We start from the raw sequence: 11,528 nt of genomic DNA, 5'->3' as shown, positions 1-11,528 counted from the left end.
ATAAGCGATTAGTCAAAAGCGTGAAAGGGTATCAGATATAAAAGAAGTATTATCCAAAATAAGATAGTTATTTCCAGAAGACGTTTGTGTACTTTTATAATTTAAGTTAAAAAAGTAAAAAACTTAATTTTTTTAAGTTTTTTTCTGGTTTTTAACTTTTCTTTGCGCTACAATTAGCTCATATCAAAGTAAAAAAGGAGGGTATTCGGGTGTATCAAGAGCAGCGCATGAGTGCGATTATTGAATACCTTCACACACACCGCACGATTACATTAGACGAAATTTGCGATATGTTCACCGTTTCAAAAGATACGGCGAGACGCGATTTAGTCAAGCTTGAAGAACACGGTGAGGTTATGAGAGTCAAAGGCGGAGCGACGCTATCGTCAAGTCATATCATCGATTACAGTGAGCGAACGCCTACCAAAGCGAAAGAACAAATTGCTAAAGAAGCAGCTGCGTTAATGTCGGAGGGGTATGACGTGCTTTTAGATACGTCTTCTACCATCGCACTGATGGCAAAGTATATGGATGTAAAGCATGTAAACGTTATTACAAATTCCATTGATAATGTGGATTTGCTCGATGAATATACCCCGTGTGATACGTTTTTGCTGCCGGGCAAGTTTAACGGGAAAAACCGTAACGTCACCGGGCCAAGAACGATTTCTACGTTGCAGGAATACAAAGTAGATCAGCTGTTTTTAGGTACGTGCGGCGTTGGTGCAGATGCTATTACGTCTCCAAGTGAAGAAGAAGCGTTTTTAAAAAGACAGATGATTCAATGTGCAAGACAAGTGATTATGCTTGCGGATCATACGAAGTTTGAACGTGAATTTTTACATCGAGTATGTGATATGAGCGACATTGATATCTTAATTACAAATAAAGACCCAGAAGCGGATGTAAAAGAAAAAATAGAACAAAATCAAGTGCGGCTTATCGTCACAGATTTTGATAAAGGAGAGGAAAAACGATGAAAAAAATAAAAGTAGGATTAGTAGGATACGGATTTTCAGCAACGGTCTTTCACACGCCGCTTTTAAGCGTGTTAGACGAATTTCATATTTCAAAGGTAATGAGTTCAAATCCTGAAAAAGTAAAGAGCGACTTAGAAGATGTTGAAGTAGTGAGCACTCTGTCTGAACTTCTAGAAGATGACAGCATTGATTTAGTGATTATTACAACGCCTAGCGGCATGCACTATGAAATGGTGAAAGACGCACTACGCGCAGGCAAGCACGTAATTGTTGAAAAGCCGATGGTGGTATCCGAAAAAGAAGCAAATGAATTAATTCAATTAGCAAAAGAACAAGGTGTTCAACTAACCGTCTATCATAACCGTAGATGGGACAATGATTATTTGACAGTGAAACAGCTGATTGAAGAAGGGAAATTAGGCGACGTAAAAATGTATGAAGCTCATTTTGATCGCTATCGTCCAGCTGTTCGAGACCGCTGGAGAGAAAATGAAGGACCTGGGTCAGGAGCGCTTTACGATTTAGGATCTCATTTAATTGACCAAGCTTTACATCTTTTTGGAATGCCTGACTTTGTTCAAGCTGATGTGTTTGGGCAGCGAGATCATGCACGCACGGATGATTACTTCCACTTAGTGCTTGGATACGGTTCTCTTCGTGTTATTTTACATTCAAGCGCCATTGTGCCAAGCAACGGGCCTCGCTTTCAAGTTCACGGAACAAAAGCAAGCTATATCAAATACGGAATTGACGGCCAAGAAGATATGCTAAGAGCTGGCAAGAAGCCTGTGGATGATACGTGGGGAGCGGATCGTCCTGAACACTACGGTAAGCTGACAACAGGGGAAGGAGAAACAACAGAAATTGAAACGCTGCACGGTTCTTACGTAATGTATTATCAAAAAATCGCCGACAGCCTACTTCGAGGAGAAGAGCTTCCGGTTTCAGCAGAAGAAGCTCGTGACGTGGTTAAAGTTATCGAAGCGGCATTTGAAAGCAGCAAAGAAAAACGAGCGGTTTATTTTAACTAAGGAGCGAGAAACAGTGAATAATCATTCGACAGAGACGCTGCTTGAAAAAGTAGTTCAACAGGAAAAAGAGCTAATCTTTCATCAATTTACAAATGACCAGGCGTTACAGATCGGCACGGCCATTATTAATGAAGCGAAAAGCAAAGGTAAGGCAGTAACCGTAAGTATTAAACGAAATGGTCAAACTCTCTTTCAACATGCGATGGAAGGGGCTATTCCCGATCATGAAGAATGGATAAAACGAAAATCAAACACCGTTCTTCGTCACCATCACAGCTCGTATTATATGAAGCTGTACTGCGAGTTAAAAGATCGTTCTTACGCGCAGTTTTACGCAGCGAATCCTCAGGAATTCGAAGCAGTAGGAGGGTCATTTCCAATTTCGGTTAAAAACGTCGGCGTAATTGGAACCATTACCGTATCAGGTATGTCGCAAGAAGAAGATCATGCGCTTGTGGCAGATACGATTCGCAGCTTTATTTCGTAAAGAAAGAACTTAGGGTAGGAATAGTTTAAGGAAGATCCGAACGATAAATCGTTCGGATCTTTTTATTGGTTTGGTAAACGAAGGTTTCGCCTACTTAACTATGTCTCAACCTCTATTTTTGCGGAGCCATTATCTGCTGAAGTGCTTAATGGCAGAATCATTTAAAGAAAAATCTTCTTTGGTAAGCGCCGTTTGATTCTGTGTTTCGCATTCTTTAGTAGGATGCTCTTCTTTATTTAGAAACAGTAGAAACTTGTTCGTTATTTTCATACGTGTAGTTTGTTGACATTATGTTTCACCTCTTGTATCTAGTGTTTGAGGTACAGAAAATAAAATAAGAAGAAATATCAGGAATACCTTAAAGAGAAGAGTACTCTTTAAATTATTTGAACTCGTGCAAAAAATTGTCTACACTAAACACTGATACATAAATCAAGTGAGGAGAACGTGGACAGTTTATGAAGTTGATTTCCTGGAACGTAAATGGCATTCGCGCGTGTGTGCGAAAAGGTTTTTTAGATTATTTTCAAGAAGTGGATGCAGATGTATTTTGTATTCAAGAGACGAAGCTGCAGGAAGGCCAAATTGATTTGCAGCTAGAAGGGTATTATCAGTATTGGAATTACGCCGTGAAAAAAGGCTATTCTGGAACGGCTGTTTTTACAAAGCAGAAGCCTTTATCGGTTTCATACGGTGTGGATAAAGAATCGGAAGACGAAGGACGTATCATTACGCTTGAATTTGAACAATGCTATGTAGTAAATGTGTATACGCCAAATTCTAAAAGAGATTTAGCAAGGCTTGAAGAAAGGCTTCAATGGGAAGACGATTTGCTCGTGTACTTAAACAAATTGAATAGCCGTAAAGCGGTGATTTTGTGCGGAGACTTAAACGTAGCACACGCAGAAATTGACTTGCGTAATCCGAAGCCAAACCGAGGGAATTCTGGTTTTACAATAGAAGAGCGAGGAAAAATGACGACGCTTCTTGCTAGCGGATTTCTTGATACATTTCGCTATCTGTATCCGAATCAAGAAGGAGCATACACGTGGTGGTCGTATATGAACAAAGTGAGAGAACGAAATATCGGATGGCGCATTGATTATTTTATCGTCTCGGAGAGAATCAAAGATGTTATTCAAGAAGCTACTATTCATCCGCATGTAATGGGAAGCGACCACTGTCCTGTGATGTTGGAATTAAATGTACCTCATCTATGATATCTTTCTATATAATAGAAGAAAAACGGAAAAAAGGTTGGTTCACGCGAACGGTTGCGGTATAGTAAACATATTAAAAAGTACAGAATGTTTCATGAGATAAAGGGGGAGACAGAGGTGAAGCGAGACTCGCTGCAAACCATTGAACACGAAATTGCGCTGCTTGTTCGTCTAACAACGACGCACAGTCCTAAGCTTGGAAGCTTGGACCGTTCTGAGTATTTACTGTTAAGCGAGCTAGATCAGCGCAGTCCGCTCGGGATTAATGCATTAGCTGAAAATTTAAAGCTGAGCTTATCTACAGCTAGCCGGCAAGTATCTGCGCTTGAGACTAAACAGTTTGTTCGTCGCTTTCCGAGTCCAGAAAATGGGCGGATTAGTTTAATTGAAATGACGGATGCAGGGAAAGATATTTTGCAGCATGTACAAAGCAAGCGTAAACAAGCCTATGCTGAAGTGTTAGAAAATTGGTCGGAAGAAGAGGTTTTGGCACTGGAAAAAAGTTTATCACGCTTGAATCTTGATTTTAAAAGATGGCGCAGTAATGGATGTTAAAGCGAATACATATAGATGAACAAAAAGGCTATTGAAAAATAGTCTTTTTAAGTTGAAACAAAGAAGTTGATTTCTTCATTAAAAGATGTATAATATGTAGTGCTGCTATAACTTGCATGATACAACTTGTACAATAAAATATGTAAGGAATTGTTAGTCATATGAAAAGAATTTAATAAAAGGAGGAATAAATATGAGTCAGAATAATCCAGCAGTAGCCTCCGACAAACAAGGTTTAAGCGTACCTAAATACTTAATTATGGCGATTTTAACGCTATTTTCAATTGGCCCTCAGTATTTTTTGAATTTATCTTACACGGTCAATCAAGTATTGATTCAAAATCGATTTGATGCGAGTACACAAAGCTTACTATTGCCATCTATTATTTCTAACTTGGCATTTGGACTTGGGGTACCAATTGGTCCGATGCTTGCGAAAAAATATGGCGTGCGTAAAGCATACTTAACGTTCGTTTTAGTCTTTTTAGCAGGTTCGATTATCAACGTTTTTTCTGAAAATGTGGCGTTTTTATCCCTTGGTCGTCTGATTCAAGGCTTAAGCTCAGGAATGCTGTTTTTAACCATTATTCCAGCTGCGCTGATTTCGTTTCCGAATAAAATCCGAAACTTCTTTTTAGTATTAGCGATCGGCGGACTGTTCGGTTCAACGGCGATTGGAGCCTTTTTAGGTGCTGTATCTCTTAGCATGGATAATTGGCGCTGGGTGTTTGTTTTAGGAATACTTGCTTCTCTTGTCTCTCTGTTTATCGGATATAAGGTATTACCTGCTCATGATCCAACTCAGCAAGAAGACCGTCCAGTGGATAAGAAAAGTATCTTTATTCTTAGTCTTATTATGATTTTATTAGTGTATCCACTGTATGAACTAAGATACGAAGGATTTGCTTCTATCCAAGTGTGGCCGTTCTTACTAGCTGCAGCAGGGTTAGTTGTCATTTTTGTCTTAGTTGATTTAGCGGCTGAAAATCCGTTAGTACCATTAAAATCGCTGCTAGCCGTAAAACCAGTTGCGGGTACAATTATGGCCATTGGCGGTCATATGGCATACATCTTAGCAATTGCAGGTATTAATGGCGTCATGCAAAATGTGCAAAATGCATCGTACACCACGCTTTCTTATTTTTATTTATACTTTTTTGTTGGGGTACTGATTTCAGCATTTGCAACGACATTCTTATATGACAAATTTGGTCCAGGTTATCTTGGAGCAATTGGATCACTTCTTATTGTCATTGTAGGATTTAGCTGGGTAAACGTATCAGCTGATACATCACTAGTAAGTTTATATGTTCACATTATGCTCTTTGGTATGGGTGTTAGTATGGCACTGGTATCCGGTGCATTAGGAGCGGCACTAGCCGGAGATTTACATCAAGCTTCGATGCGTTCCATTTCACTGCACTCCATTCGAAATTTATTAGGAGCGATTGTAGCACCTGTGATTGGGTGGTTTGTTGTTCGACAAAACGCGATTTATTATGAAGATTTCCGAGGTCAAATTAGCTCAGTAGATCCTCAGGTGAAGATGCAGCTATCTGAAATGATCAAACGCTATATGGGTATGGGAATGAGTCAAGCAGACGCAAAAACATCGGCCGTGACGGCTGTTGTAGCAGGCGCTAAAGAAGCGTCGATTTTACATGCGTATCACAACTTATTTTTCATGCTTGGTATTTTAGGCGTAATTATGCTCATTGCTTCACTAAGTAAAGCGTGGAGCGGTGAAAATAGAATTCTTGTTCAAAAAGAAGAGGTTCAAGAAGAAGCTGAGCCGCAAGAAGAAAGAAAAATGCTGCCGGCACCTCAAACAGAAGAAACCTCTGTATAATATACTAACTATAGAAAGAAGGAATTCCGATGAGTAAAAGTCGTTTATTGGTTACTAACATTGTTGGAATCATTGTGATTTTATTACTAGTAGGCTTTGGTGGATATTATTTCTACGAAAAAGCAAATTACGTTAAAACAGATGAAGCGCAGGTAGAAGCACCGCTTTCACAAGTCATCGCTTCAGCTAACGGTCAGTTAAGCGAATGGAATGTAAAAGAAGGAGATAGCGTTTCTCAAGGTGATTCTGTTGGAAGCTTAAAAGAAGGCGAAAAATCAACAGACGTAACGTCTATGATTGACGGAACAATTATTAAAAACAACGCATCTCAAAATCAATTAGTAAAAGCTGGCGATGTGTTAGCACAAACAGCTGATTTATCTAAAATCTATATCAATGCAAACATTAAAGAAACAGACCTAGGTGACTTAGAAGAAGGAGACAGCGTCGACATTACAGTGGACGGAGATTCAGGTAAAGTCTTTAAAGGCCATGTTGAAGCAATCGGTCGCGCAACAAACTCAGTGTCTTCTATGCTTCCTGCTCAAAATACAGGAAACTACACAAAAGTAACGCAAAAAGTACCGGTGAAAATTTCAATTGATGACGCATCAGATAAAGTTCTTCCAGGTATGAACGCAGAAGTGAAAATTTCAATTTAATACCGGAAAAAAAGCTGCTTCCTCTAAGGAAGCGGCTTTTTTTATGCCTAAACAAATAAAATAAAAAATGTGCTAAAAAGGGGATGTATACAAAGGAAATGTGTGGTAAGATACTTCTTGTTTGAAATTGGATATCGGTAAAGAAGGTGATGGGATGACCGCGGTCGAAACAAAAAAAGGGCCAAAAGAAAAGCTGAATTTGTTTTTCTTAACGTGGCCGATCTTTTTAGAAGTGTTTCTTTTTATGTTAATGGGGATTGCTGATACCTTTATGCTAAGTGCGCTGTCGGATGATGCCGTATCAGGAGTCGGAGCAGCCAATCAATACCTTCACATTGCGATTTTGGTGTTAGAGGTCATTGGTAACGGAGCGGCAATTGTTGTCTCTCAGTATTTAGGATCAAAACGGTATATGGAAGCGTCAAAGATTTCTGCTTTGGCCGTTACGTTAAATTTAGGAGTCGGGCTAGTCATTAGCGCGGGTTTTCTTTTGTTTTCAAGACATATGATGGAAGCGATGAACTTACAAGGTGATGTGCTGATGTATGCACAAAGCTATTTATCCATCGTTGGAGGAGCTATTTTTCTTCAAGCGATTATTAACTCTCTTGCAGCGATTATTCGCGTACATGGCTTTACGAAGCAGGCGATGTTTGTTTCACTTGGAATGAACATTTTTCATATTGCAGGAAACTATGCTTTAATTTTCGGGAAGTTCGGCTTTCCGGAAATGGGCGTGCAAGGAGCAGCGATTTCATCTGCGTTCAGCCGATTCGTTGCCCTTATTGTGTTCTTTTGGCTGCTGTATCAAGTGATGGAATATAGAGTGAAATTTCAATACTACATTACGATTTCAAAAGAATATATCGGTAAAATTTTAAAAATCGGTATTCCCTCGGCTTTTGAACAAGTGATGTATCAAGGCTGTCAAATTGTCTTTTTATACTATGCAACCTACCTAGGAGCAGAATCACTTGCTGCGAGACAGTACGCGATGAATATTTCAATGTTCATTTACTTATTTGCCATTGCAATTGGAATGGGTACAGCGATTATTGTCGGCCGTTTAGTAGGCGGAAACGAAAAAGATGAAGCGTACCATCGCGTATGGAAAAGCGTCAAATGGGCCAGTGCCGTAACGATGATGATGGTTGTTCTTGTGATGACATTCAGAACACAGCTGATCAGCATGTTTACAGACAATCCGCATATCATTGAGCTTGGGGCGACGGTGCTGCTTCTGAGCATTGTGCTTGAAACGGGAAGAACGATGAACATTGTGCTGATTAACTCGCTGCGGGCAGCGGGAGATGCCAAATATCCGGTGTTAATTGGTGCGATGTCGATGGTCATGATGAGCTTGCCGCTCGGTTATTTCTTCGTTTTCCATTTAGACATGGGGCTCGCTGGCATTTGGCTTGCCATCGCAGCCGATGAATGGACGCGCGCAGTTATTATGTTTTTTCGCTGGAAAAGCCGAGCATGGGAAAACTACGGACTTATACAGCACGAACAAACAGCTGAAGAACCAACGCCGGTTCAAGTATAAAACAAAACCTCTGCAGGATGTGCAGAGGTTTTTTGCTGTGTAAAAAAACGAAGTAAAGCTGGTCTTTTTACGCAAAAAGCTTTAATTTGTGGGAAAAAACGGGTATGGGTACAAAGAAATGGTTTTATTCTACTTATTCTTTGTTTTAGATAACGGTATATGGTTGGATGACGTATTTAGACATGAGTCTTTTTTCTCTGATTTTCCATTTTTATCTCAATTCATGAAACTAGAAGCATAAAAAAGAGAGTTTTTTCCTATTTAGCTATAATGAGACAAATTTTATACTTATAATTATTGGATTAAACTCGAAATGTGCGGAACAGGAGGAACGATATGGGGTTAGGAAGCGTATTAGACGGACTGCTGGGTGAAGTATCTGGAAGAGTCTCAGATGTAGAAGGGAAAATTTCTAAGCTAAGAACGGCTAAAAGTAAAATTGAGCATGAACAAGCTGTTTCATTAAAAGAAATTGAACACATCAAAAAGCCTGAGCTGGGAGACAAATGGACGGGTACGTTATCGGATGATTTTGACGAAAAACGTACGGCAGCCTACGACAACATAAAAGGCATTTTAGACGGTGATTACGATGGATACATTCGTGAAATTGAAACAAAGATATGGGCGCTAGAAGCTGAAAAAGGAGCTTTGAGTGGCTTGAACGCCGTTATTGGAGAAGCGGATTCTTTATTAGCTAAAGGTGAAGAAGCCTATGACGCAGTAGAAAACAAGATTAGTGAAATTAGAAGGGGGCTGTTTTCATGACAATTAAGCTTGATCACGCTGACGTTATCAAAAAGCTTGAAGCAGTCAGCACAGCGATTGGAAATTTATCCATTAGCAAAATGCCTGACCTTGGAAAAAACAGCCTTGATACTACAGAGAAATGGGAAGCGCGCGAAGAAGAAATTCAAACGCTTATTTCTACTTATATAAAAGCACTAAACAAAAACGTAAAAGATACAAAATCTAATGTAGACTTACTAAAAGAACAAGACGAATCTATTATCCATTCGTAGCAGCAAAGGGGGATGACTGTGGGAAAGGTATACGATGCAAAAGCGCTGTTTGATGTAGCAAAAGACAGGGAAACAGCCTACGATGAGTTACTAAGCCAGCTGGGTGAACTGAAAAAAGCGCTGCAGGGCGTAGCGGACTTAGATGGCAGCTTAGAAGGAAAAGGCGCTGACAATATAAAATCTTTTTATAAGCAGCACGCCGATACGGCCGGACAGTGGGAAAACTTAATTAAAATGCAGCAAAGCTATTTTTCAACGCTTCACGTTAAAGCTGAAAAAGCAAAGCTATCAGGAAGCACGATTGTAACTGAATCATTTTTAGAAACAGAGCTAAAAAACGCCAATAGCAATGCTAAAGAAATGGTTGCGCAGCAGCACGACGATCTGCAGAGTATTTTAAACGGTATTGACGATATCGTCTCTATTTCAGCGTTTTCAACGAGTGAGTTTAACGATAAAATAGAAGAAGCAGAGAAAAAACGCACCGATACAATTGAAGCAGTGAACCAGCTTGACGCTGAATGGTCAAAAGAATACAGCGAAATGGACGACTTCTATGCGGTAGTGGATACGCTAGTAAGCGGCTTAGAGCTTGCTACGAGTCAAGGAGGAAGTGTCTATCAGCTTGCCTTTGACGAAAAAGCCTATCACGACAGCGAGCTGTATAAAGTCCAAACAAAACTAAACGACTATGCCACTTCATATGTTGATTACAACAAGCAGCAAGAAGAAGTATACGAGCTGGAAAAAAAGCAAGAAGAAGAAGCAAACAAGCCGTGGTATGAAAAAACGTGGGACGCGGTTTCTACCTTTACAGGAGAGGTCAGCGGATATTATGATTATAAACGAGCAGCAGAAGGCGTGGACCCTGTTACGGGTGAAAAACTTTCTACCTCACAGCGCGTCGCAGCAGGAGCCATGGCAGCAGCCGGCTTCATTCCGGTTGTCGGCTGGGTAGGAAGAGCCGCAAAAGGCGGAAAAGCCATCTACAAAACGGCTAAAGGCCTAAGCGCAGCGGATCGCGCCTTAGACGCCTACAAATCCGCTAAATCCTTCAAAGTCCTGGAGCAAACCGAAAAAGGCCTCTACGGTCTTGTGGCTGCAAACGGCTTAGGAGAATACATGACCGGACGCGACATGTTCGGGAATAAAATCAGTGAAGAGCAGCGTAAAGCAAGCCTTCTGCAAGCATTAGGAATTGCTGGAGCTGGGGCGCTTTCTACGAAGGTAGCGGGGAAAATGGGACAAAGCCTTGCGACCAAAGGAACCGAAAAGCTCAACAACATGCGCAACACGCTTCGCACAAGCGCCGTTGCCAACGTCACAAAGCAAGCCTACCAAAGCGTCAAAAACGCACCGGCCTCTTGGACACAGTCGCTACATAAAACGTATAACAACATCCTAGACAGCAGTATGCCACGACTCATGCCAGAACTTGTGCCGGCTGGTCCATCACTTGCCCAGCAGACGGTGAGAGAGACCTTGCAGAATGTGAAGCAGCAGACGATGCAGATGGCGCAAGCTCTCTATAACCCAACTGCCAAGCGATACCAAGATTCAGAAACCGGACGATTTGTGGCTAACCCGAATGTGGAGAGAGTGGAGAAACCGGTTGTTAAAGAAGTTGAGAAGGTTCAAGAAGTTACTAAAGGTACGGGTAATGTAAACTTAAAAAACATTGATGAGTTTATTGATGGTGCTAAAACTTTTGATGATGTTGTCAATGATTTTGCTCGACTATACAGTGAAAAAATTCAAACAAACAAAACTTGGTCATGGAATAAGTCATTTCATGGTGGAGAGTATTTAACTGCCCGCCAACGAAAATTGATAAAGGAAAAAGCAATTGCAGATGGCCTGATTCCCAATGTAAATGTTATTAAAGCAGATGGAATGAGATATGGTTTTGCAGATTTCAAGGGTGCTGGACTCGTGGTAGAGGCTAAAGATTTACCAGAAAGTCTCTGGTTAAAGTCTGACGAGGCACAATTTGAATGGCTAGATAACGTAATTGGTGGAAGACCAGAAGGTATGACATGGCACCATACTGAAGTACCAGGTAAGATGGAACTAGTACCTTTTGGAATACACAATATAACTATTCATAATGGTGGCAGATCTACTGGAATGTGGGCAGATGCTCCGAGATAGGATTTAAAGAAAGGAGAAGAAA

The 11,528-nt window shown here is 40.6% G+C and carries 11 protein-coding genes; all 11 read left to right on the top strand.

From position 1 onward, the window contains the following. The first annotated feature begins 209 nt into the window (after positions 1–209). The 11 genes from NST66_RS12595 to NST66_RS12545 all read left to right on the top strand — a co-directional run bounded on the left by NST66_RS12595 (position 210) and on the right by NST66_RS12545 (position 11,506). Positions 210–980: a DeoR/GlpR family DNA-binding transcription regulator gene (locus NST66_RS12595; RefSeq protein WP_340843402.1), complete on the top strand. Its 771-nt coding sequence runs from the start codon at positions 210–212 to the stop codon at positions 978–980. Next, complete coding sequence (locus tag NST66_RS12590) at positions 977–2,011, top strand: oxidoreductase (protein WP_155008039.1); 1,035 nt, start codon at positions 977–979, stop codon at positions 2,009–2,011. The genes NST66_RS12595 and NST66_RS12590 overlap by 4 nt, the downstream gene beginning before the upstream one ends. A gap of 13 nt (positions 2,012–2,024) precedes the next feature. After that, a complete protein-coding gene (locus NST66_RS12585) occupies positions 2,025–2,498 on the top strand; it encodes a heme-degrading domain-containing protein (protein ID WP_033579224.1) in 474 nt (157 codons plus the stop codon). A gap of 458 nt (positions 2,499–2,956) precedes the next feature. After that, positions 2,957–3,718: an exodeoxyribonuclease III gene (locus NST66_RS12580; protein WP_028413056.1), complete on the top strand. Its 762-nt coding sequence runs from the start codon at positions 2,957–2,959 to the stop codon at positions 3,716–3,718. Between the two features lie 117 nt (positions 3,719–3,835). Next, the gene (locus NST66_RS12575) at positions 3,836–4,273 is read left to right on the top strand and encodes a MarR family winged helix-turn-helix transcriptional regulator (RefSeq protein ID WP_014459764.1); all 438 of its coding nucleotides are present in this window, start codon (positions 3,836–3,838) and stop codon (positions 4,271–4,273) included. Positions 4,274–4,466: 193 nt separating this feature from the next. After that, positions 4,467–6,122, top strand: coding sequence for an MFS transporter (locus tag NST66_RS12570; RefSeq protein ID WP_340843401.1), 1,656 nt, complete (start codon positions 4,467–4,469; stop codon positions 6,120–6,122). Positions 6,123–6,151: 29 nt separating this feature from the next. Continuing rightward, the gene (locus tag NST66_RS12565) at positions 6,152–6,784 is read left to right on the top strand and encodes an HlyD family secretion protein (protein ID WP_025751627.1); all 633 of its coding nucleotides are present in this window, start codon (positions 6,152–6,154) and stop codon (positions 6,782–6,784) included. A 154-nt stretch (positions 6,785–6,938) separates the two neighbouring features. Further along, complete coding sequence (locus tag NST66_RS12560; protein ID WP_340843400.1) at positions 6,939–8,333, top strand: MATE family efflux transporter; 1,395 nt, start codon at positions 6,939–6,941, stop codon at positions 8,331–8,333. A 336-nt stretch (positions 8,334–8,669) separates the two neighbouring features. Further along, positions 8,670–9,101 (top strand): YwqH-like family protein, encoded by a 432-nt coding sequence (locus NST66_RS12555; RefSeq protein WP_013057382.1) that lies wholly within the window; start codon positions 8,670–8,672, stop codon positions 9,099–9,101. Beyond that, on the top strand, positions 9,098–9,355 hold the full coding sequence (locus tag NST66_RS12550; RefSeq protein ID WP_013083474.1) for a YwqI/YxiC family protein: 258 nt from the start codon (positions 9,098–9,100) through the stop codon (positions 9,353–9,355). The genes NST66_RS12555 and NST66_RS12550 overlap by 4 nt, the downstream gene beginning before the upstream one ends. An 18-nt stretch (positions 9,356–9,373) precedes the next feature. Further along, positions 9,374–11,506, top strand: a complete 2,133-nt coding sequence (locus NST66_RS12545; RefSeq protein ID WP_340843399.1) for a T7SS effector LXG polymorphic toxin — start codon at positions 9,374–9,376, stop codon at positions 11,504–11,506. The last annotated feature ends 22 nt before the right edge of the window (positions 11,507–11,528 follow it).

The organism is Priestia sp. FSL W8-0524 (genome assembly GCF_038005965.1).
GTDB lineage: Bacteria > Bacillota > Bacilli > Bacillales > Bacillaceae_H > Priestia > Priestia zanthoxyli.
Note: the sequence above shows the minus strand (reverse complement) of the source record. Positions and strands in the feature narration are given on the sequence as shown.

Bases quoted from the DNA above. Each gene is read 5' to 3' on its own strand.
- NST66_RS12550 (WP_013083474.1), top strand. From the start codon at position 9,098: ATGACAATTAAGCTTGATCACGCTGACGTTATCAAAAAGCTTGAAGCA.
- NST66_RS12560 (WP_340843400.1), top strand. From the start codon at position 6,939: ATGACCGCGGTCGAAACAAAAAAAGGGCCAAAAGAAAAGCTGAATTTG.
- NST66_RS12555 (WP_013057382.1), top strand. From the start codon at position 8,670: ATGGGGTTAGGAAGCGTATTAGACGGACTGCTGGGTGAAGTATCTGGA.
- NST66_RS12565 (WP_025751627.1), top strand. From the start codon at position 6,152: ATGAGTAAAAGTCGTTTATTGGTTACTAACATTGTTGGAATCATTGTG.
- NST66_RS12590 (WP_155008039.1), top strand. From the start codon at position 977: ATGAAAAAAATAAAAGTAGGATTAGTAGGATACGGATTTTCAGCAACG.
- NST66_RS12580 (WP_028413056.1), top strand. From the start codon at position 2,957: ATGAAGTTGATTTCCTGGAACGTAAATGGCATTCGCGCGTGTGTGCGA.
- NST66_RS12570 (WP_340843401.1), top strand. From the start codon at position 4,467: ATGAGTCAGAATAATCCAGCAGTAGCCTCCGACAAACAAGGTTTAAGC.